Consider the following 20,387-nt stretch of genomic DNA (forward strand, 5'->3'; position numbering starts at 1 on the left):
GTCGTCAATCGGCCTTGATCTTGGCGGTCTTGATCAGGTTGCCCACGCGCTGGTATTCGGCGGGCAAGAAGGCGCGCAGCTCGGCCGCGTTGCCGCTGCCCACCGACACGCCCAGGTCGTTCAGCTTGCTGGCCACTTCGGGCAGCTTGAGTGTCTTGGCCAGCGCGGCAGAGAGCTTTGCGCTCACGTCGGCCGGGGTCTTGGCCGGGGCAAACAGTGCGTACCAGGCCGAGAACTCAAACTGCGGGTAGCCCAGCTCAGCCAGGGTAGGCACATCGGGCAGGTCGGGCAGGCGCTTGGCACTGCCTACGGCCAGCGCACGCACCTTGCCGCCACGCAGCAGGGGCATGGAGTTGGTGGCGGTGTCGAAGATCACCGGCACCCGGCCGCCAATCAAATCGATGATGTGGGCGTTGCCGCCCTTGTAGGGGATATGGGTCATGTTGACCTTGGCGATCGACAGGAACAGCTCGCCCGCCAAGTGCAGCGGAGAGCCATTGCCCGACGATCCGTACATGATGGCCTGCGGATCTTTGCGAGCAGCATCCACCACGTCTTTGAGCGTTTTGTAGGGCGAGTCGGTGGCCGTGATGACGATGATGGGCGCGCTGCCGATCATGCCGATGGGCTCGAAGTCTTTGAGCGGGTCGTAGTCGGCCTTGAGCAAGTTGGGGCTGGCCGCATGGGTGGCCAGGCCGCCCACCAGCAGGGTGTAGCCGTCGGCCGGGGCGCGCGCCACAATGCCGGCGCCCAGCAGGGCCCCTGCGCCGGGCTTGTTGTCCACCACGGTCGCAGTGCCCAGGGCATCGCCCATCTTCTGCCCGATCAGGCGGCCCAGCATGTCGTTGGCACCCCCGGCAGGGTAGGGCACCACCATGGTGATGGGCTTGCTCGGGAAGGCCGCTGGCTGTGCGTGCGCCAGGGGCATAGCGCCCGCCAGTGCCATGCCCGCCAGGGCGGCCAGCAGGGGTCTGCGGGTGATGTGTTGGGCGTGTTGTTGAATGCTCATGGTTTTGTCTCCTGTGGTTGTGAATGGTTCTAGTGACCTTTTTGCCGTCTGCCCTGTGGGCTGTCGGACGGATTGTTTTGGGGGCTGTGGCGTCTCAGTCCAGCAACCCCTGACAGACATACTTGGTGTGCAGGTAGTCCTCCAGCCCATGGGTCGATCCCTCGCGGCCATAGCCCGACTCCTTCACGCCGCCAAACGGCGCCGCCTCTGCCGCAATCGCTCCTTCGTTGATACCGACGATGCCGGTTTCCAGGGCTTCGGCCACCCGCCAGATGCGCTTGATGCTCTGGCTGTAGAAGTACCCCGCCAGCCCAAACGGTGTGTCGTTGGCCTGGGCCACTACCTCGGCCTCGTCGTCAAACACGGTCAGCGGCGCCACTGGCCCAAAGGTTTCTTCGCACGCACAGGCCATGCTGGCGTCTGCTCCGCTGAGCACGGTGGGTGCGTAGTAGTTGGGCCCCAGGTGGGCCAGGCGCTGCCCACCGGTGAGCACCCGGGCGCCCTTGGCCACAGCGTCGTTGACGTGCCGCTCAATCTTCTCTACCGCCCGGTCATTGATCATGGGGCCAATCTGCGAGGCCGGGTCACTGGCCGGGCCTACCTTGAGGGCAGCCACCTTGGCCGAGAGCTTGGCGGCAAAGGTGTCAAACACGCTGCGGTGCACAAACACCCGGTTGGGGCACACACAGGTCTGGCCACCGTTTCTGAACTTGGCCGCCATCAGGCCATCCACTGCTGCGTCCAGGTCGGCATCGTCAAACACGATAAAGGGTGCATTACCGCCCAGCTCCAAAGACAGCTTCTTAAGCGTGTCGGCACTGCGCCGCGCCAAATGCTTGCCAACGGGGGTAGAGCCGGTAAACGTGATCTTGCGCACGCGGCTGTCGTCCAGCCACACATCCACCACCGCAGGGGTGTTCTGGCGTGAGGCAGTGACGATGTTGAGCACCCCTGCAGGCACCCCCGCCTCATGCGCCAGCAGCACCAAAGCCAGTGACGTCAGCGGCGTGTCCTCCGCAGGCTTGCACACCACGGTGCACCCTGCCGCCAGGGCAGGGGCAATCTTGCGGGCAATCATGGCGGCGGGGAAGTTCCAGGGCGTGATGGCAGCCACCACACCCACGGGCTCCTTCAGGGCAAACATGCGGCGGCCTGGAACGGGGGCAGGAATGACTTCGCCATTCATGCGCGTGGCTTCTTCACCAAACCACTCGATGTAGCTGGCGGCATAGGCCACTTCGCCCTTACCTTCGGCCAGGGGCTTGCCTTGCTCCATGGAGATCAAGGCGCCCAGATCATCCTGGTGGGCCAGTACTAGGTCGTTCCAGCGCTTGATGATGGCTGCGCGCTGCTTGGCGGGGACTTTGCGCCAGGTGGGAAAAGCCAAATGGGCGGCCTCCAGGGCTGCGAGGGCTTCGGCAGCACCCGAGTCAGGGACCGAGATGATGACGGCGCCGGTGGCGGGGTTGGTGACATCCAGGCGGGGGCCATCGAAGGCAGTCCACTGGCCGGCGATGAAGTTGGCGCTGCGGATGAGGTCGGGGCGGGTCAGGGGCAAGGACAGAGACAGGGAAGGAGAAAGCGGAGTAGACATGGGTTTGAATGAAATGGGGATCTGGCGCTTATCCAATAAGCGCTGGCAGCTATTGTTTTGATAGTGGATGGTTGTTAGAGTCAACTCACAATCCCCATGTGCCACGGCACAAACTCATGGTCGCCCAGGCCCAGCAGTTCGCTCTTGGTTTCCTCACCGCTGGCATGGCGCAGGATCTGGTCAAAAATGCGCTGGCCTAGCTCGGCCACGGTGCATTCGCCGTCAATCACCACGCCGCAGTTGATGTCCATGTCTTCTTCCAGCCGGGTGAACATGGGCGTGTTGCTGGCCAGCTTGATGGTGGGCGCAGGCTTGCTGCCAAACATGGAGCCACGGCCGGTGGTAAAGCAGATGAGCTGCGCACCGCTGGCGATCTGGCCGGTGGAGGCGACAGGGTCGTAGCCGGGAGAGTCCATGAACACAAAGCCGTTTTCAGTGATGGGCTCGGCGTATTCGTACACCGCGCGCAGCGGGGTGGTGCCGCCCTTCATCGCGCTGCCCAGCGATTTTTCAAAGATGTTCGCCAGGCCACCGGCCTGGTTGCCGTGGCCCACCACGCCGTTGAACTGCGCGTTTTGGCCTGCGGTGTACTTCTCCCACCAGGCCAGGCGGTCCAGCAGCTTCTGGCCCACTTCGGGGCTGATGGCGCGGCGGGTGAGCATGAACTCCACGCCGTGGATTTCGGGCGTCTCGCTCAGGATGGCGGTGCCGCCGTGGCGCACCAGGATGTCCATGGCCGCGCCCAGGCCGGGGTTGGCAGTGATGCCCGAGAAGCCATCCGAACCACCGCACTCCAGCCCAATCTTGAGGTGGCTGGCGCTCACGGTGGTGCGCCGCGCTTCGTTGGCGATGGGCAGCATTTCTTCAATGGCGCGGATGCCTGCCTCAATCGTCACGCGGGTGCCACCCACGTCCTGCATCACCATGGTGCGCATGAGCTTGCCTTCTTTCAGACCCTGCGAATCGACCAGCGAATCCACCTGATTGCGCTCACACCCCAGGCCCACTATGAGCACGCCCGCCAGGTTGGGGTGGCGTGCGTAGCCAGCCAACGTGCGGCGCAGCACATCAAAATGCTCGCTGGGCGAGGACATGCCGCAGCCGCTGGTCTGGGCAAAGGCGGCCACGCCATCCACGTTGGGGTAGGCGGCCAGCCGCTCGGGTGTGAAGTGCGCGGCAATGCGCTTGATGACGGTGGCCGAGCAGTTCACCGACGACAGGATGCCGATGAAGTTGCGCGTGCCCACGCCGCCGCCCGGCCGCACAAAGCCCTGGAAGGTGGCGCGTTCGGCCTCGGGCACATACTGAACGGGCTGTACATCAGCGCCAAAGGCCGGGTCGCGGTAGTAGTCCACCAGTTGCAGGTTGTGGCTGTGCACGTAGTCACCGGGCTCCAGGTCGCGCGTAGCCACGCCGATCACCGTGTCGTATTTTTTGACCTGCTCGCCCGCAGCAATGCGGCGCGCGGCAATCTTGTGTCCAGCGGGCACCTGGGCGCGCGTGCGCAGGCCCAGCTCTGGAATGTCCTGGCCCAGGGCCAAGGCGGTTTTGGCCACCAGCACGTTGTCGTTGGGGTGCAGGTGCAGCAGCACGGGGCTGGCAGAGGGCATGGTCATCGGGAGGGGCTCTTTTCAGGCGGGGTCGTGGGCGTGGCGGGCGTTGTCAGCGCTTCATCAGCTCTTCATCAATTCGCGCAGCTTCAGTTTGTCGATGAGCACCGTCTCTTTTTGGTAGACGGTGTTCACATATTTTTCGTAGTCGGGGCCGTCCAGGTACAGCAGGGGGGCGTCGAGTTTGTCGATCACCGACTTGAACTCGGGGCTGGCCACCGCTTGCTTGAAGGCATCGCGCAGCTTGGCCGCGATGGCCGGGTCCAGGCCCTTGGGGGCGCCAATGCCGTTGGGCGCATCCACCACCACGTCGTAGCCCAGCTCGCGCAGGGTGGGCACGTCCTTGAAGCGGGCGGTGCGCAGCTCGCCCCAGGTGGCTAGCAGGCGCAGCTTGCCGGCTTCGACATGCGGCGCCCACGAGCTGGAGTCGGCCAGCGCATCCACATGGCCGCCCAGCACGCCCTGCAGGGCCTCAGCGCCTCCCTTGTAGGGCACGTGGTTGAGCGCAATGCCCGCCACGCTGGCGAACTCTTCCATGCCCACATGCGTGGCGCCGCCCACACCTGCATGGGCGTAGCTCACCTTGCCGGGGTTGGCTTTGGCGTGCGCCACAAAGTCCTTGAGTGTCTTGAACGGCGAGTTGGCAGGCACCGCAACGCCAAAGGTCTGGCCCGAGGTGCGCGCGATGTAGGTGAAGTCTTTGCGCGGGTCGGCCTGCAATGTGCCCAGCTGCGCAAAGCGTGTGACCGAGATGGGAATCTGGCCGATGGTGTAGCCATCGGCCTTGGCCGATGCCAGCGCCTTGGAGCCGATCATTCCCGAGGCACCCGCCTTGTTCTCCACCGCAATGCTCTGGCCCAGAATGCGAGCGGCCACCGTGCACAGCGCGCGCATCGACTGGTCGGCCGTGCCGCCCGCAGGCCAGGGGCAGATGAAGGTGATGGGGCGCTCAGGCCAGGTCTGGGCAGACAGGCGGCTGGAAGTGGCGGTCAGTGCGCTGGCGCTCAATGCGCCCAGCACAAGTTGGCGCCGCCCGATGCGGGGTGTTTGCATGTCTTGTCTCCGTGGGTCTTTTTGCTTTGTTGCATGCATTGTTGAGAATTGCTGCATAACAATCCAATGAAAATATGGACTCTCTTCATTGCATTTAGGTTATGAAAAGAAAACTGAAGAAGGCACCTCATCCATGGCCCAGATAGACCGCGTACTGCGCAGCAACCTCAAGCTGCGCCACCTGCAAATGCTGGTGGCGCTGGACCAGTTTCGGCACCTGGGCCGGGCGGCCGAATTCCTGTCGATCACGCAGCCTGCGGTCTCTAAAACCCTGGCCGAGATCGAGTCCATGTTTGGCTTGCCGTTGTTTGAGCGATCGACCCGGGGCACCGAGCCCACGGCGGCGGGCGACAGCGTGGTGCGCTTTGCCCGGTCGGTGCTGGCAGGGTTTGACCGCACGCGCGACGAAATTGCCGCCGAAGCCAGCGGCGCCATTGGCCGCACCAGCGTGGGCGCCATGGTGGCCGCCACGCCCGTGCTGCTGGCACCAGCGGTAGAGCGGCTCAAGGCCCGCTCCAGCCGCACCACGGTGTTGATTGACGAGGGCGACCTGACCCGCCTGCTGCCCAAGCTGCGCCTGGGTGAGCTGGACCTGTTTGTGGGTCGGCTGGAGCCTGGCTACGCCTCACCCGACCTGGAGACTGAAGCCCTGTTTGACGACCCCATGGCCGCTGTGGTGCACCCCAGCCACCCCCTGGCGGGCAAACGCAAGGTGCAGTGGGCCGACATTGCCGCACAGCCTTGTGTGATGCCGCCGCCCTGGGCGTCCCTGCGGGTCAAGCTGGAGCAGCAGTTTTTTGCCCACGATCTGCTTCCGCCAGCGGATGTTGTCGAGTCAGCGTCTTTTCTGTCGCAGATCACCTTCTTGCAGCAGCGCGGCGCCGTGGCCTTCATGGCCCGCAGCGTGGCGGCGCACTTTGCACAGCAGGGCATGGTGGCAGTGCTCAAGCTGCCTGTACCGGTGGATTTGCCGCCCGTGGGCCTGATCACGCTGCGTGGCCAGCGGGTGACGCCGGTGACGGCGCAGTTGGTGGAGTGCTTGCGCGAGGTGGCGCGAGGCACTTAACCCGAAAACTCCGCCAGCAAGCCCAACACGCTCTGCACGGCGGGTGATGCCTGGTGGCGGTGCGCGATGGCCATCGGGCGCATGAGCTGGGGCCGCAGGTGGCGCACGTGCACGTCTGCCGCGTCTTGCTGGTCTTGCACTTCTTCCATGGGCAACAGCGCTGCGCACTGGCTGGCGGCTGCCAGGCTTTTGAGCGCGCCGGGGTAGCTCAATGCGAGGAAGGGGCGAGGGTGGTGCCCCGCCTGGCCAAACCAGCTCGCAATGAGCCCGTGCATCTGCGTAGCAGGGGCAAACGATGCCCAGCGGCGCGTGGCCAGCCAGTCGGGCGTGACGAACTCGGGGGCGTCCCATGCGGCGGGCAGCAGGGCCACCATGGGGTCTGTGCGCCAAGGCGTTTGGCGCACCTCGGGCACGGGGGGTTGCGGGCTGGCGACGATGCCTATATCGAGCGTGCCCGCCTTGAGCCGCTGCACCGACTCGGCCGATCCCACGGCTTCAAGCCGGATTTCCACGCCCGGGCTGCGCTGGGCCAGGGCTTCGAGCATGCGCGGCAGTAGCCGGGTGCTGACCCCGGCCGACACGCCCACCCGCACCACGCCCTCGCGCCCGGATGCGCGGCGGCGCACCCGCTCTGCCAGGTCGTCTGCGGCCTGCAGCAACTGGCGGCCTTCTTGCACCAGCACTTCGCCTGCGGGCGTCAGCTCGGCCTGGCGGCGGCCACGCACCACCAGTTCTGCCTCCAGCCGCGACTCCAGTTCCTTGATGTGCAGGCTCACGGTGGGTGGCGCCAGGTGCAGCGCTTGTGCGGCCGCAGCGAAGGTGCCGAGGTCGGCAATGGCAATCAGGGTTTGCAGCTGGTCGAGGTTCAGGTTGCGCATGGGCGTGACATCAGTATTTATGAATTGAATTGTCAGTTAATTCAACTTTACAGATGTTTGGCGCAGCGTGAGCATGCTGCTCCATGAAGCCACCTCCTTTGACGTCTTCCGCCGATCCCGCCCATCCCGTTCATCCCACCGAACAGGCCCCGCCGTCGGCAACCTCCTCGGGCCAAGCCCTGGCGCCACGCAGGCATTGGCTTGCAGGCGCTGTATGGCGGGGGTGGGTGGCATGCGCTGCGGCCACCTTGGCCCGGGCAGAGCAACGCGTCACCGCGCAATTTCGGGTGCCACCGGGTGGGGGATGAGGTTGCCATGGTGGCCGCGATACCCGTGCTGCGGGCATCGGCAGTGGATTGGCTGCCCGTGGGTCTCATCACATTGCAGGGGCAGCGGGCGATGCCGGTGGCGACGCGGCTGGCCAAGTGTTTTTGAGCGATGTGCCGCCAAAAAAAAGCGCTGCCGAGGCAGCGCTTTGTGCGGGGGGAGGAGGGGGCCGCAAGGCCACCTGCCCTGATCCTCAGAATGCGGGGATGATCGCGCCCTTGTACTTGTCCTGGATGAACTTCTTCACTTCAGGCGTGTGCAGTGCTTTCACCAGCTTCTGGATGCTGGCATTGTTCGCACGGTCCTTGCGGGCGGCGATGAAGTTGGCGTAGTGCGAATCGCCGGACTCCAGGAACAGCGCGTCCTTCGAGGGGTTCAGCTTGGCTTCGATGGCGTAGTTGGTGTTGATGAGGGAAAGGTCCACATCGTCCAGCGCGCGCGGCAGCAAGGCCGCTTCGAGCTGGCGGAACTTCAGGTTTCTGGGGTTCTTGACGATGTCGATCGGCGTGGCCGTGATGTTCTTGGGGTCCTTCAGCTCGATCAGGCCCTGGGACTGCAGCAGCAGCAACGCGCGGCCGGTGTTGGAGGGGTCGTTCGGGATGGCGATGAGGGCGCCCTCCTTGAGCTCGCTCACGGCCTTGATCCTCTTGGAGTAGGCACCGAAGGGCTCAATGTGCACTTTGCCATTCGGCACAGCGACGATGCTGCTCTTGCGGTCTTTGTTGTAGCTGTCCAGGTAGGGCTGGTGCTGGAAGTAGTTGGCGTCGAGCTGCTTGTCTTCCACGGCCGCGTTAGGCTGGATGTAGTCGCTGAATTCACGCACCTGCAGGTCGATGCCTTCGGCCTTGAGCTGGGGCTTCACGAAGTTCAGGATCTCGGCGTGCGGCACGGAGGACGCGGCCACCTTCAGGACCACGTCAGCGGCCTGAGCGCTCAGCGCCAGGGTGGCGATGGCCAGTGCGGAAAGGGCTTTCTTCAGCATTGCAATGTGTCTTTCAAAGAGAGGAGATGACTTCCGGCGCTGGGGCCGGGCTGTTGCAAAGTTTAGTTCCCTGGTTTGGTACATCACAGGTTTTTATTCTCATATCGATATAACTAAGCGGTCCATTATTCTAATAAGTGCTTTTGTTAATTTGAGGCAAAAATTGGCCTCAGCGCTTATCACCAAAGCGCTAGAAGCTATGAAATTAGGAGCATTTTGTCGCGCGGCGGCAAGCGATGGACGGTGGCTTACCAGTACTGGGGGTAGCGCCCCGGGCGGGTCAGGTTGTTGTATAGCAGCGCGACCAGCACCAATACCACTGCGCCCGTGAGCGTGGGGAACCACAGAAAGTCCCATGTGGGTTGCGCGAAAAAGATGATGACGGGGTTGGACCCTGCCGGTGGGTGCACGGTCCGCGTCCACATCATGACCGCAATGGCGGTGCCCACGGCCAATGCCATGGCCCACCAATGCGGCCCCGCCCATTGCAGAAACACCAGGCCGATGAGCGAGCTTAAAAAGTGTCCCACCACGACATTGCGGGGCTGAGAAAAAGGCACGTCGGGAAAGCCAAACACCAGCACGCACGACGCGCCGAACGAGCCCAGGATGAGCGACAGCGCCCATTGTTGCCCTGCCAGTGCCACCGTGGCGATGGCCAGGGCGCCCCCCAACCATGCCAGGGCGATGGCCCGCAGCGGTGGGCGGGTGGGCAAGGCGGCGCCCTGGCCCCTCAGTTTTTGGATCAGCATGTGGGGTTCCTTGTTATCACGGTATGTCCATCATGTAGACAGATCTGTCTACATGGTTGAATGCTAGTCGTTGTAGACAGATTTGTCTACCATATGGTCCATGACACATCTGTTGATTGCTTTGCAAGGCAAAGACGCCGACCTGGCCGCGATGGGCGTGCGTGAGCGCATCCTGCACACTGCGCATGCGCTTTTCTACCGAGAGGGGATCCGCGCCACTGGCATTGACCGGATCATTGGAGAGGCCCATGTCACCAAGGTCACGTTCTACCGTCAGTTCCCTAGCAAGCATGATCTGGTGGCTGCCTACCTGGAGCATCGGCATGCCTTGTGGATGCAGTGGTTCAAGGGCGCTCTGGCGGATGCTCCACCTGATAGCGACTTTCCGTTGCAGTGCGTGCTGCGGGCGCTGCAAGCCTGGTTTGAGATGCCTGAATACCGGGGCTGCGCTTTTATCAATGGTGTGGCGGAGGCCGAGGGGCTGGGGCCCTGGGTCGTTGAGGCCTCGCTGCGCCACAAGCAGGACATGGCCGATGCGATTGCGGCTCGGTTGCCCTCAGGGCCTGCATTCACCGCCCTGGCGGATGCGGCGGCCATGGCGGTGGACGGTGCCATCGTCCGCGTGCAGATGACCAAGGAGCCCGCGCCAGCGCTGGCGGTGCTGCAGGGCATTTTGCGAGCGCTTTGGGGGGCTGCGTCTGCGCAGCAGGCGCATTATTGAGCAGACATCTTTGAACTGAAATATCCGTTCGGGTTGAGCTTGTCGAAACCTTGCGCTGCGCTTCGACAGGCCTGTCCTGAGCCTGTCGAAGGGCTCAGCGCGAACGGTTCAAGTAGGTCCGTGCCGGATCCTTGGTTAGTGCCCGCTGGTCAGTGGTTTGCGCAAGGCCAGCGGCAATCGCTGGCCGTAGCCGGAGCCGCCGGGTGGGCTGGCTGCGGCGGGTTTGGCTTCAACCCTTGGTAATCAAAGCCGCAATCGCCTCACCCACTTGCGTGGTGTTGGCCGTGCCTCCCAGGTCCGGCGTGCGTGGCCCTCCCTTGAGCGTCTCTTCGATCGCACCCACGATCGCATCGTGGGCCTGTCTCCCCGCACCCTGGCCTTGGGTGAGGAAGTCCAGCATCAGCGCCCCTGACCAGATCATCGCAATCGGGTTGGCAATGTTCTTGCCGTAGATGTCAGGCGCGGAGCCGTGCACGGGCTCGAACAGGCTGGGGAAGTTGCGCTCGGGGTTCAGGTTGGCCGATGGGGCCAGACCAATGGTGCCGGTGGTGGCCGGGCCCAGGTCACTGAGGATGTCGCCAAACAGGTTGGTCGCCGCCACCACATCAAAGCGGCCGGGCTGCAGCACAAAGCGGGCGGTGAGGATGTCGATGTGCTGCTTGTCCAGGGTGATCTCGGGGTAGTCCTTGGCGACGTCGTCCGCCCTCTTATCCCACCAGGGCATGCTGATGGCGATGCCGTTGCTCTTGGTGGCCAGGGTGACGTGCTTTTTGGGGCGGCTTTGGGCCAGGTCGAAGGCGAACTTCAAGAGGCGGTTGGCGCCGTGGCGGGAGTAGACCGATTCCTGGATGACGATTTCCCGGTCGGTGCCCTCGTACATGATGCCGCCGAGCGACGTGTATTCGCCTTCGGTGTTCTCACGCACCACGTAGTAGTCGATGTCGCCAGGCTTGCGGCCTGCCAGGGGGCAAGGCACGCCTTCAAACAAACGCACGGGGCGCAGGTTGATGTACTGGTCGAACTCGCGGCGGAACTTGAGCAGAGACCCCCACAGCGAGACATGGTCGGGCACGGTGGCGGGCCAGCCTACGGCGCCAAAGAAGATGGCGTCCATGCCCGAGAGCTGGGCTTTCCAGTCGTCGGGCATCATTTTTCCGTGCTGGGCGTAGTAGTCGCAGCTGGCCCACTCGAAGGTGTGCAGTTGCAGCTCAAAGCCAAAGCGGGCGGCGGCGGCCTCAATGGCGCGCAGGCCTTCGGGCATCACTTCTTTGCCGATGCCGTCTCCGGGCAATACGGCGATTTGGTAGGTTTTGGTCATAGGTCTCCTTGGGCAATCAAATGGGGCAGTGGCTGCATTTTTGGCGAGAACGCGCGCAAATACAATCAGCGCTCTGTGGTCTGATTGTTTACACATCGTGCATAAAAACCCTTCGCCAGACGACCTGCGGGTGTTCACCGTGGTGGTGCGCAAAGCCAGCTTTGCCGAGGCTGCGCAAGAGCTGGGTGCCTCGCCCGCCTATGTCAGCAAGCGCATTCGCCTGCTGGAAGAAGACCTGGCCGTGAAACTGCTGCACCGCACCACCCGCCGCGTGAGCGTGACAGAAGAGGGTGAGCGCGTGTTCCACTGGGCGCAGCGCATTCTGGACGACATGGACCAACTGCTGCAGGAGGTGGCCGTGACGCGCGCCGAGCCGCGTGGCCTGCTGCGGGTGAGTTGCAGCTTTGGCTTTGGCCGCAGCGTGGTGGCGCCGGTGCTGTCGCAGCTGGTGGAGCGCCACCCCAGCCTGCAGGTGCGGCTGGAGGTGTTTGACCGGCTGGTGGACGTGGCGGGCGAGGGGTTTGACCTGGATGTGCGTGTGGGCGATGAAATTGCCCCGCACCTGATTGCCCGCCGCCTGGCAGACAACCACCGCGTGCTGTGCGCCGCCCCGTCCTATCTGGCGCGGCGCGGCACGCCCCGCACGTTGGCCGAGTTGCCCAGCCACGACTGCCTGGTGATCAAGGAGCGCGACCACCCCTTTGGCGTATGGCGCTTGCGCCATGCGGGGCAGGAGCAGGCCGTGAAAGTGCGTGGCCCCTTGTCGGCCAACAATGGCGAGATGGTGGTGCAGTGGGCCGTGGACGGGCGTGGAATTGCGTTGCGCTCGCTGTGGGACGTGGGCCCGCTGCTGCAACGCGGCCAGTTGGTGCAGGTGCTGCCCGATTGGCAACAGGAGGCCAACATCTGGGCCGTGTACCCCACGCGGCTGGAGCGCTCGGCCAAGGTGCGGGTGTGTGTGGAGTTTTTGCAGGAGCAGTTTCGCTTCAGGCCCTGGGCTGCGGGCGTGGTGGCCGGGGAGGGCGGCGCATGAGCAGCACTTGGTCTGGCTGGCTGCCCCCTGAGAGCCTGGCTGTGCTGGCGGCGGCCACTTGGGCCACGGCCAGTTTGTTCTCTGCCGCCGCGTCGGCACGCATGGGGGCGTTTGCCTTTACCCGCTGGCGCATGGTGTTTGCGGCCGTGCTGCTGTGGGGCATGGCGCTGGCCACGGGCAGCTGGCGCAGTCTGGAGGGGGGCGGTTTGGGTGCTGGGCCGGGCGTGGCTGGCGCGGTGGCCTGGGATGCGGTGGGCCTGCTGGTGCTGTCGGGCGTGATCGGCATCTTTGTGGGCGACACGGCGCTGTTCGCCTGCATGAACCGGCTGGGGCCGCGCCGCTCGGGCTTATTGTTTGCCACACATTCGCTGTTCACGGTGGTGTTGGCGGCGCTGTTTCTGGACGAATCGCTCAAGGGCTGTGCCTTGCCGGGCGGTGTGCTGCTGGTGGGCGGTGTCATGGGCGCCATTGCGTTTGGCAAGCGCGGCGGCGTGGCGCACCCGCTCGAATCCACCCAAGGCCAACTGGCGGTGGGTGTGGCGCTGGGGGTGTTATCGGCCTTGGGGCAATCGGTGGGCACCTTGGTGCTCAAGCCCGCCATGGCGGCGGGGCTCGACCCGGTGGCCGCATCGGCCGTGCGCATGACGGCGGGCTTTGCCTGCCATGCCCTGTTGTGGTGCGCTGGCTTGCCTATGGCGCGGGTGCAGTCGCCCCTGCAGTGGCGCGACCTGGCCTACACCTTTGCCAGTGCCACCCTGGCCATGGCCGTGGGCATGACGCTGATCCTCAAGGCCCTGCAGCACGGCAGCGCCGGGCTGGTGGGGATGCTGTCGTCGGTGTCGCCCGTACTGCTGTTGCCCCTGCTGTGGTGGCGCACCGGGCAGCGCCCGGCCTGGGGTGCCTGGGTAGGCGCAGCCATGGCGGTGCTGGGGTGTGCGCTGCTTTTGGGGTGACTTGGGGTGGTGTAGGTCGCGCCGCCCGTGCTTCCATGGATGGGTTCTGTAGGCCAGGAACGCTGCATTGCATATAAAAATAGCTGCTGGCGCCTGATTGACAAGCGCGAGCAGCTATAAATTTAGTAGCGAATGTACAGGTGCTCGAGGGCGATCAGCCTGCCAGCGCAGCCTTCACAGCGGCAGACACCTGGCCCATGTCGGCCTTGCCTGCCAGGCGGGTCTTGACCACGCCCATCACCTTGCCCATGTCGCCAGGGCCTGCAGCACCCAGCTCGGCCACGATGGCCTTGACAGCGGCCAGGGTTTCTTCGGCTGACATGCGCTCGGGCAAGTAGGCCTGCAGCACCACCATTTCAGACTTTTCCTTGTCGGCCAGGTCCTGGCGGTTGGCACCTTCAAAGGCGGCAATGCTGTCCTTGCGCTGCTTGATGAGCTTGTCCACGATGGCGACGATGGCTGCATCGTCCAGCTCCACACGCTCGTCCACTTCCTTTTGCTTCATGGCTGCTTGCAGCAGGCGAATGGTGCCCAGGCGCTCACTGTCCTTGGCGCGCATGGCGGTTTTCATGTCTTCGGTGATTTGGGCTTTGAGGCTCATGGCGGCATTCCTTTGCAGTCAGGGGGATAGCAGAAGAGGGTTTGTCAAAAGGCTTTATGGCGAGGCGCAATGCCGCAGACAGTAGCTAAGGCTACGGCAAGGCAGTGCAACGACGCCAGAAAGCCTTTTGACAAACCCGAAAAACAAAAAACCCGCGCTTGGCGTCCCTAGCGCGGGTTGTGTGTCGGCCCAGGGCCGGCAACGATCAGTACAGCTTCTTAGGCAGCTGCATGCTGCGAACGCGCTTGTAGTGGCGCTTCACGGCGGCTGCCTTCTTGCGCTTGCGTTCTGCTGTGGGCTTTTCGTAGAACTCGCGGGCGCGCAGGTCGGTCAGCAGGCCCAGCTTTTCAATGGTGCGCTTGAAGCGGCGCAGTGCAACGTCAAAGGGTTCGTTTTCTTTTACGCGGATCGTAGTCATTAGCTAATGTTTTCCAAAAGTGTGCCCGCAGAGGGTTTCCAGGAGATCGAGCCTGAAGACCGTGCGTGGCGGGTTCCCCGTCTGTAACTAGTATTTGGCCGACGGGGTGATGCCAGCAAAGCCGAGGATTATAGCCTTTTATTTTTAGCGTGGCGGCTCTGTCGCATGTTTCTGGGCCAGCGGAATCTGCCAAGGCGATACAAAGGTGCCGTGGCTTGGTTTTTGCTTTGAATTTGCAAAGTATTTACAAATGGCTACATCTTCTGTGAAGGCCCGGAAACATGCCCATCACGCACCGCTTGTCGGTTTGGCTAGGGCGCCTGAGTGTGGGGCGCAAGCTGATGCTGATCTACCTGCTCGATCTCACGGCCGTCATCTATGTCTCCAGCATCCTGATCCACGAGAAGAACGAGGCGATTGACTTCACCCGCAAGGAGACCGTGGGCACGGCCTATGCCTCGGTGGTGCGCGACGGGTTGATGGGGCAGTTTTTGCATGCCCAAGGGGCAGGTGCGGCAGTGGATGCGGTGCTGCAGCGCCTGTCGGTCATGCGCGATGCCCATGACGGCAAATTGAAAACGGCCCCCGCGAGCCAGCGCTTTACCGATGCATTGGCGGTTTTTGCCTTGCCGCAGGCTGGGTTGCAGGCCAATGCAGTCTCGCTGGCGGCGGCCCGCAGTCAGTTACTGCGCGATGGGCGCGAGTTGCTCACGACCATCGCCAACCAGTCCAACTTGATTTTGGACCCCGAACTCGACAGCTACTACGTGATGTCGCTGGTGGTTCTGCGGTTTCCCGAGTTGCTGCAGGCGGTGCACGACACCATGGTGTTTTTGCAGGCCAGCAAATCTGCGCGGGGTCCGCAGTGGTCGTCGGAGTTGCTGACGCTGGCCGGGCGGCTGGACGCCGTCATGCAGGGCATCGAGTCGGACTACAACCAGGCTTTTATCGCAGGCACGCCGGAGATGCACCGGGCACTGGGCGGTCAGCGCGAGGCTTTGAAAGCATCGCTCATGGAGCTGCAGAGCCTGCTGCAGGCCATGGCGGCGGGGGAGTCGCGCCGCAGTGTGGCCGATGTGGCGCAGCAGCAGGCCCAGGTGCTTCAGGCGCTGACCTGGGCGTGGGACTCGGGCATCACCGACCTGGACCGCCTGCTGGCCCAGCGCGTCGATGGGCTGTTTGCCCGCATGTGGCTGCACCTGGGCACCGCGCTGGTGCTGCTGGGCTGCATCTTGAGCTTGGTCACCCTCGTGGCCCGGCAGATCGCCAAGCCCTTGCAGCAGCTGGCCAAGGTGGCCGATGACGTACGCCACAGCGGGGACCACAGCCTGCGCGCGCAGTGGGCCAGCCGCGACGAAATCGGCCGCCTGGTCACCGCCTTCAACGACATGCTGGCCCAGCTGGACCGCGAACGCCTGCTGCAGCAAGAGCTGGCCGCCAGCGCCCGTGCCGCGCAGGCGCAGCGTGAGCTGGTGGAGGCCTTCCCGATTGCGCTGATGGTGACGTCCATCCCTGAGCACGAAGTGCTGCATGCCAACGCGCCCGCCAGCCCGTGGCTCAACGGCCGGGAGCGGGACCCCTGGGTGGCGGGCCTGGAGCCTGGGGTGCGCGCGCGGTTCTTTCAGCGCCTGGCCGATCTGGGCTCGGTGGACGAGTTTGAGGTGCGCTGGAAGGGCGGCGCAGAGCCCTCATGGGCTGTGCTGTCGGCCCGCCGCTTGCAGTACCAGGGGCGTGATGCGGTGCTGACATCCTTCACCCCCATCAATGTGCTCAAGGTCATGGAGCAGCGCCTGGAGTTGTGGGCCAAGGTGTTTGAGGCCTCGTCCGAGGGCATCATCATCATGGACGCCCACCATCAGGTGCTCAGCGTGAACAAGGCGTTTTGCCGCAGCACCCACTACGACTTCTACGAGCTGATTGGCGAAAACCTGGGCATGCTGCTGGAAGAGGGCGCAGGTGAGCTCTTGGCGGTGCAGATAGCGCACGCCATGCGCGACAAGGAGTCGTGGCAAGGTGAGGTGCGGTTTCGCCGCCGCTCGGGCGAGACCTACCCAGCCTGGCTCATGGTGTCGGCCGTGCGCGAGGGCAAGGACGGTCTGGTGTCTAACCACATCGGCATCGCCATCGACATCACCGACCGCAAGCGGAGCGAGGAGCGCATCCAGTTTTTGGCGCACCACGATGTGCTGACCGAGCTGCCCAACCGCTCGCTGTGCGTGCAGCACCTGCAGCGTGCGTTGGTGCAGGCCAAAGAGGCGGGCACCCAGGTGGCCGTGCTGTTCATCGATTTGGACCGTTTCAAAACCATCAACGACACGCTGGGCCACCACATTGGCGATGGGTTGCTGCGTTCGGTGGCGACGCGGCTGGTGCAGGCTGTGCGCACGCTCGACACGGTCAGCCGCCTGGGAGGGGATGAGTTTGTGGTGGTGATGCGCGACGTGGCGGGCCGCGACGACGTACAGCAACTGGTCGAGCGCCGCCTGATCCCGCTCATCCGCCAAAGCCATCCGGTGGAGGGGCATGAGCTGAACGTATCGTGCAGCGTGGGCATTGCGGTGTACCCCGAAGACGGTGCTGACCTGGACGAACTGATGCGCCGCGCCGATGCTGCCATGTACGAAGCCAAGACCACTGGCCGGGACATGGCCATGTTCTATTCGGTCGAGACCGACCAGCGCGCCCAAGCCCGCCAGACCATGGAGCAGCACCTGCGCCGTGCGCTGGAGCGAGATGAATTCCATGTGCACTACCAACCCCGCGTCAGCGCCCGGGGCGGGCGCTTGCAGGGTGTGGAGGCCCTGCTGCGCTGGCGCCACCCGGTGCTGGGGTCCGTGCCGCCCATGGACTTCATTCCGATTGCCGAAGAGACAGGCATGATCCGCGCCATTGGCGCATGGGTGTTGGAGCAGGCTTGCCTGCAGTGGGTGCAGTGGCAGGCCTTGCCCCCCACCGATGGTGTGCCGCACCCGCTGCGCGGCGTGGCCGTGTCGGTCAATCTGTCGGCCACCCAGTTGGCCGACCCCCACCTGGTGCCCGACATTGCCGCGCTGTTGCAGCGCACGGGCGTGCCCGCCCACCGGCTGGAGTTGGAGATCACCGAATCCCAGCTCATGGACAACGCCGACGCCGCTGCGCAGCAGCTCACCGCCCTCAAGGCGCTGGGGTTGCAGTTGGCCATTGACGACTTTGGCACCGGGTATTCCAGCCTGGGGTATCTCAAGCGGTTTGAGATTGATCGGCTCAAGGTCGACAAATCGTTTGTGCACGACATGCTCACCAACCCGGCCGACATGGCCATCACCCGGGCGGTGATTGCGCTGGGGCACACCTTGGGACTCAAGATCGTGGCCGAGGGTGTCAAAGACCTGGTCACGGCGCAGGTGCTCAGTGCGCTGGACTGCGAGGAACTGCAGGGCTACTACTTCAGCCGCCCCCTGCCGCCGCAGCAACTGGAGGTGTGGGCCTTGCAGAACCCGACCTTTCTGTCCTCAGCGCCCCCACTCCCGCAACTGGCAGCCAGTGCTCCCCAGGTCTCCACACCGGGGTGATCGCAACACCGTGGCGGCGCAGCGGACCGTAGCGCGGCGGTGTCACTCGGCGCTGGTGGATGTTTACGCGGCCTCGGTGGGCTGCGCACCTGGCAGCGCCTGCGCGCAGGCCATGCCGCTGGCCCAGGCCCACTGAAAGTTGTAGCCGCCCAGCCAGCCGGTGATGTCCACCACCTCGCCAATGAAATACAGCCCCGGCTGGGCCTTGCACTCCATGGTCTGCTGCGACAGCGCTTGGGTGTCCACGCCGCCCAGCGTCACCTCGGCCTTTTTGTAGCCCTCGGTGCCCGTGGGCGTCAGCTCCCAGCGCGCCAACTGCTCGGCCAGCTTGGCCAGGGCTTTGTCCGACGCTTCGGCCACGGGGCGCTGCCAGTCGGCCTCGCGCTGCGCCCACGCATCGGCCAGGCGGCTGGGCACCAGCGTGGCCAGCTCGTTGGCAATCAGCTTGCGCGAGCGGGCTTTGGCCTGCTGCAGCGCCTCGGGCAAATCCACCGTGGGCGCCAGGTTCACGGCCAGCGGCGTGCCCTCGCGCCAGTAGCTGGAAATTTGCAGCACCGCCGGGCCCGACAGCCCCCGGTGGGTGAACAGCAAATCCTCATCAAACGCCATGCGCTCTTTCTTGCTGCCCGTGCTGATTTGCACCGGTAGCGCAAGGCCTGACAGTTGGGCATAGGGCGCCCAATCCGCGCCATCGAAAGTCAGCGGCACCAGCCCGGGGCGCCGTTCCACCAGCGGAATGTTGAACTGCTGCGCCAGCCGGTAGCCCAGGTCCGTCGCGCCGATCTTGGGAATCGACAAGCCCCCCGTCGCCACCACCACACTGCGCGTGAGCACAGCGCCTTGGCTGGTATCAATTTGATAGCTGCCAGCGCTTGATCCATCTGCGCTAGAAGGCAAAAACGCTATATTTTTGACACTGCAAGGCTGCCTCCGCGTCACCTGGCCCGCCTCGCACTCGGCCAGCAGCATCTGGATGATGTCCTCGGCCGAGCGGTCGGCAAACAACTGGCCCTTGTGCTTTTCGTGAAAGGGGATGCCGTGCTTTTGCACCAGCGCGATGAAATCGGCCGGGGTGTAGCGCGACAGGGCCGATCGGCAAAACTGCGGGTTCTGCCCCACAAAGTGCTTGTGCGGTGCCCGCACATCCAGATCGCGGTTCGTGAAGTTGCACCGCCCGCCGCCTGAGATTCGGATCTTCTCGGCCACCTTGTCACTGTGGTCGATGAGCAGCACCTTCAAACCCCGCTGGCCCGCCTGGCCCGCGCAAAACAGGCCAGCGGCGCCAGCGCCGATGATGATGGCGTCAAAATATGGATGTGAGTGCACAAAAATCCAAAGATTATAGAAACTCCGTAGAAATTTCGGAATTAATTGTGTTTGGCTGTCCAGTTAATGGAATAGTTGGTGGGCGATGTTCCAGACGAAGTGTCGCTGACTTTCAAGTTGTTTGAGAGTTTTCCTGAAAATTCATAATTACCACTGCGAATACGCATGGTGCCATCACCCGCAATTTTACCTGTTGCCGTGGAGTAGGAACCCTCGGATCTGCATGTACCAGACATATCGCCATTTGCGCTTATTTTCACGTCGCACCATCCTTGTAGTGTGCCTGAAAATGAAACCTGCCATTCACCCGCGTACACAGTTGGCGTCAACACTTTGGTAGGGTGATTTTTGACGTTGATCCCTGTCAAAGTGGTTTTGACCCTGTACTCCAGAGTTTTGCCGTCAGTCCCTGTGGTTCGATATGTATCGTCGCAGGTGACCATCATGGCTGTTTTCTCGTCGTACCAGCAGATGGATTTCAAGATGCTCGTGAATGACTGATTTTTTTGCTCACGCGACTTCTCTGCTTTATATGCCGAGAAATCACCAGCTTCTGTTTTGATAGTTTCTTTGGCTGTAATGCTGCCAATGGAATGAAAGTCTGATGGATAAGTGACATCCTTGGTGCATTGGGATGAGTAGCGTGAGTCCCATTGGTGGCCCACTTTCAGCGTGAATCCGGGACCATCTTGTCCGCTAGTCATGGCACAGCCATACTGGGCGTACGCAATGCTGGTTTGGAAGTTATTGCTGTTATAGGTTTCTACTTGTTGATCGCGGGAGGAGGCTGTGTAAATACGCTCGTGTTCAAAATTGGATTTTGAATTACGGATCGTATGCGTGTAATGAGAGACTTCGGGGCTGGCTGCAATCCCATTGAAAAAGTCAGTGCGCTCCACCTTGTAGGTATAGGTATCACCGTCGGTGAATTTGACGGGTAGTGTGTTGCCGGTGTCTCCAGTGCTGCCACCGCCTGGCGTTGGGTTAGGTGCCACAGGCGTAACAGGCGCTACCGGTGTGTTGGTGGTATCCCCTCCGCCCCCGCCTCCACAAGCGGAAAGTACGGCTGCGACGGTTGCTGTCAGTAGGCAATAAATGAGCTTCATAGTCGTTGGGTTTGTTTGCTGACTTTTTGCGGTCAGGCGCGAGGGGCAGAAGATAGCTGAGCGAGATACCCATTCACCCATCGCGTAAA

At 63.3% G+C, this 20,387-nt stretch carries 17 protein-coding genes; 5 read left to right on the forward strand and 12 right to left on the reverse strand.

The genetic code is table 11. From position 1 onward, the window contains the following. Positions 1 to 4: 4 nt before the first annotated feature. The 4 genes from C8C98_RS16495 to C8C98_RS16510 all read right to left on the reverse strand — a co-directional run bounded on the left by C8C98_RS16495 (position 5) and on the right by C8C98_RS16510 (position 5,266). The gene (locus C8C98_RS16495) at positions 5 to 1,009 is read right to left on the reverse strand and encodes a tripartite tricarboxylate transporter substrate binding protein (RefSeq protein WP_121455172.1); all 1,005 of its coding nucleotides are present in this window, start codon (positions 1,007 to 1,009) and stop codon (positions 5 to 7) included. A gap of 94 nt (positions 1,010 to 1,103) precedes the next feature. Then, positions 1,104 to 2,573, reverse strand: coding sequence for an NAD-dependent succinate-semialdehyde dehydrogenase (locus tag C8C98_RS16500; RefSeq protein WP_121456326.1), 1,470 nt, complete (start codon positions 2,571 to 2,573; stop codon positions 1,104 to 1,106). Positions 2,574 to 2,683: 110 nt separating this feature from the next. Beyond that, positions 2,684 to 4,213 carry a UxaA family hydrolase gene (locus tag C8C98_RS16505; RefSeq protein WP_199726664.1) on the reverse strand — a complete coding sequence of 510 codons (1,530 nt, stop codon included), beginning with the start codon at positions 4,211 to 4,213 and terminating at the stop codon, positions 2,684 to 2,686. A 63-nt stretch (positions 4,214 to 4,276) separates the two neighbouring features. Further along, complete coding sequence (locus C8C98_RS16510) at positions 4,277 to 5,266, reverse strand: tripartite tricarboxylate transporter substrate binding protein (RefSeq protein ID WP_121455174.1); 990 nt, start codon at positions 5,264 to 5,266, stop codon at positions 4,277 to 4,279. Positions 5,267 to 5,399: 133 nt separating this feature from the next. Between C8C98_RS16510 and C8C98_RS16515 the strand changes: the two genes are divergently transcribed. Next, the gene (locus C8C98_RS16515; protein WP_121455175.1) at positions 5,400 to 6,332 is read left to right on the forward strand and encodes a LysR substrate-binding domain-containing protein; all 933 of its coding nucleotides are present in this window, start codon (positions 5,400 to 5,402) and stop codon (positions 6,330 to 6,332) included. Here C8C98_RS16515 and C8C98_RS16520 read toward each other — a convergent pair. The 3 genes from C8C98_RS16520 to C8C98_RS16530 form a co-directional block, all read right to left on the reverse strand. Next, positions 6,329 to 7,210, reverse strand: coding sequence for a LysR family transcriptional regulator (locus C8C98_RS16520; RefSeq protein WP_121455176.1), 882 nt, complete (start codon positions 7,208 to 7,210; stop codon positions 6,329 to 6,331). The genes C8C98_RS16515 and C8C98_RS16520 overlap by 4 nt on opposite strands. Positions 7,211 to 7,730: 520 nt before the next feature. Beyond that, positions 7,731 to 8,519, reverse strand: coding sequence for a MetQ/NlpA family ABC transporter substrate-binding protein (locus C8C98_RS16525; protein WP_121455177.1), 789 nt, complete (start codon positions 8,517 to 8,519; stop codon positions 7,731 to 7,733). 248 nt (positions 8,520 to 8,767) lie between these two features. Beyond that, complete coding sequence (locus C8C98_RS16530) at positions 8,768 to 9,271, reverse strand: HPP family protein (RefSeq protein ID WP_121455178.1); 504 nt, start codon at positions 9,269 to 9,271, stop codon at positions 8,768 to 8,770. Between the two features lie 100 nt (positions 9,272 to 9,371). Between C8C98_RS16530 and C8C98_RS16535 the strand changes: the two genes are divergently transcribed. Continuing rightward, the gene (locus tag C8C98_RS16535; RefSeq protein ID WP_199726605.1) at positions 9,372 to 9,992 is read left to right on the forward strand and encodes a TetR/AcrR family transcriptional regulator; all 621 of its coding nucleotides are present in this window, start codon (positions 9,372 to 9,374) and stop codon (positions 9,990 to 9,992) included. Between the two features lie 229 nt (positions 9,993 to 10,221). Here the strand turns inward: C8C98_RS16535 and C8C98_RS16540 are convergent, their stop codons facing one another. After that, a complete protein-coding gene (locus C8C98_RS16540) occupies positions 10,222 to 11,310 on the reverse strand; it encodes a tartrate dehydrogenase (RefSeq protein ID WP_121455179.1) in 1,089 nt (362 codons plus the stop codon). A gap of 97 nt (positions 11,311 to 11,407) precedes the next feature. On the opposite strand from C8C98_RS16540, the gene C8C98_RS16545 reads away from it, so the two are divergent. After that, complete coding sequence (locus tag C8C98_RS16545) at positions 11,408 to 12,343, forward strand: LysR substrate-binding domain-containing protein (protein ID WP_199726606.1); 936 nt, start codon at positions 11,408 to 11,410, stop codon at positions 12,341 to 12,343. Beyond that, the gene (locus C8C98_RS16550) at positions 12,340 to 13,296 is read left to right on the forward strand and encodes a DMT family transporter (protein WP_121455180.1); all 957 of its coding nucleotides are present in this window, start codon (positions 12,340 to 12,342) and stop codon (positions 13,294 to 13,296) included. Before C8C98_RS16545 ends, C8C98_RS16550 begins: the two co-directional genes overlap by 4 nt. A gap of 154 nt (positions 13,297 to 13,450) precedes the next feature. Here C8C98_RS16550 and C8C98_RS16555 read toward each other — a convergent pair whose 3' ends face one another. Both C8C98_RS16555 and rpsU read right to left on the reverse strand, forming a co-directional pair. Further along, on the reverse strand, positions 13,451 to 13,897 hold the full coding sequence (locus C8C98_RS16555) for a GatB/YqeY domain-containing protein (RefSeq protein WP_099655073.1): 447 nt from the start codon (positions 13,895 to 13,897) through the stop codon (positions 13,451 to 13,453). Positions 13,898 to 14,102: 205 nt separating this feature from the next. Then, entirely contained in the window at positions 14,103 to 14,315 is a 213-nt protein-coding gene (gene rpsU, locus C8C98_RS16560) for a 30S ribosomal protein S21 (protein ID WP_007833691.1), read from the reverse strand. 281 nt (positions 14,316 to 14,596) lie between these two features. Between rpsU and C8C98_RS16565 the strand changes: the two genes are divergently transcribed. Beyond that, the gene (locus C8C98_RS16565) at positions 14,597 to 17,866 is read left to right on the forward strand and encodes an EAL domain-containing protein (protein ID WP_121455181.1); all 3,270 of its coding nucleotides are present in this window, start codon (positions 14,597 to 14,599) and stop codon (positions 17,864 to 17,866) included. Positions 17,867 to 17,929: 63 nt separating this feature from the next. Here the strand turns inward: C8C98_RS16565 and C8C98_RS16570 are convergent, their stop codons facing one another. Then, positions 17,930 to 19,192, reverse strand: coding sequence for an NAD(P)/FAD-dependent oxidoreductase (locus C8C98_RS16570; protein WP_121455182.1), 1,263 nt, complete (start codon positions 19,190 to 19,192; stop codon positions 17,930 to 17,932). A 41-nt stretch (positions 19,193 to 19,233) separates the two neighbouring features. After that, complete coding sequence (locus C8C98_RS21600) at positions 19,234 to 20,379, reverse strand: hypothetical protein (protein WP_147436382.1); 1,146 nt, start codon at positions 20,377 to 20,379, stop codon at positions 19,234 to 19,236. Positions 20,380 to 20,387 lie beyond the last annotated feature (8 nt).

It is taken from the genome of Acidovorax sp. 106 (assembly GCF_003663825.1).
GTDB lineage: Bacteria > Pseudomonadota > Gammaproteobacteria > Burkholderiales > Burkholderiaceae_C > Acidovorax.

What these genes read in the sequence shown, in the direction of transcription:
- C8C98_RS16510 (WP_121455174.1), bottom strand. Translation starts at nt 5,266, where the DNA reads ATGCAAACACCCCGCATCGGGCGGCGCCAACTTGTGCTGGGCGCATTG.
- C8C98_RS16530 (WP_121455178.1), bottom strand. Translation starts at nt 9,271, where the DNA reads ATGCTGATCCAAAAACTGAGGGGCCAGGGCGCCGCCTTGCCCACCCGC.
- C8C98_RS21600 (WP_147436382.1), bottom strand. Translation starts at nt 20,379, where the DNA reads ATGGGTGAATGGGTATCTCGCTCAGCTATCTTCTGCCCCTCGCGCCTG.
- rpsU (WP_007833691.1), bottom strand. Translation starts at nt 14,315, where the DNA reads ATGACTACGATCCGCGTAAAAGAAAACGAACCCTTTGACGTTGCACTG.
- C8C98_RS16550 (WP_121455180.1), top strand. Translation starts at nt 12,340, where the DNA reads ATGAGCAGCACTTGGTCTGGCTGGCTGCCCCCTGAGAGCCTGGCTGTG.
- C8C98_RS16535 (WP_199726605.1), top strand. Translation starts at nt 9,372, where the DNA reads ATGACACATCTGTTGATTGCTTTGCAAGGCAAAGACGCCGACCTGGCC.
- C8C98_RS16540 (WP_121455179.1), bottom strand. Translation starts at nt 11,310, where the DNA reads ATGACCAAAACCTACCAAATCGCCGTATTGCCCGGAGACGGCATCGGC.
- C8C98_RS16495 (WP_121455172.1), bottom strand. Translation starts at nt 1,009, where the DNA reads ATGAGCATTCAACAACACGCCCAACACATCACCCGCAGACCCCTGCTG.
- C8C98_RS16525 (WP_121455177.1), bottom strand. Translation starts at nt 8,519, where the DNA reads ATGCTGAAGAAAGCCCTTTCCGCACTGGCCATCGCCACCCTGGCGCTG.
- C8C98_RS16555 (WP_099655073.1), bottom strand. Translation starts at nt 13,897, where the DNA reads ATGAGCCTCAAAGCCCAAATCACCGAAGACATGAAAACCGCCATGCGC.
- C8C98_RS16515 (WP_121455175.1), top strand. Translation starts at nt 5,400, where the DNA reads ATGGCCCAGATAGACCGCGTACTGCGCAGCAACCTCAAGCTGCGCCAC.
- C8C98_RS16520 (WP_121455176.1), bottom strand. Translation starts at nt 7,210, where the DNA reads ATGCGCAACCTGAACCTCGACCAGCTGCAAACCCTGATTGCCATTGCC.
- C8C98_RS16505 (WP_199726664.1), bottom strand. Translation starts at nt 4,213, where the DNA reads ATGCCCTCTGCCAGCCCCGTGCTGCTGCACCTGCACCCCAACGACAAC.
- C8C98_RS16565 (WP_121455181.1), top strand. Translation starts at nt 14,597, where the DNA reads ATGCCCATCACGCACCGCTTGTCGGTTTGGCTAGGGCGCCTGAGTGTG.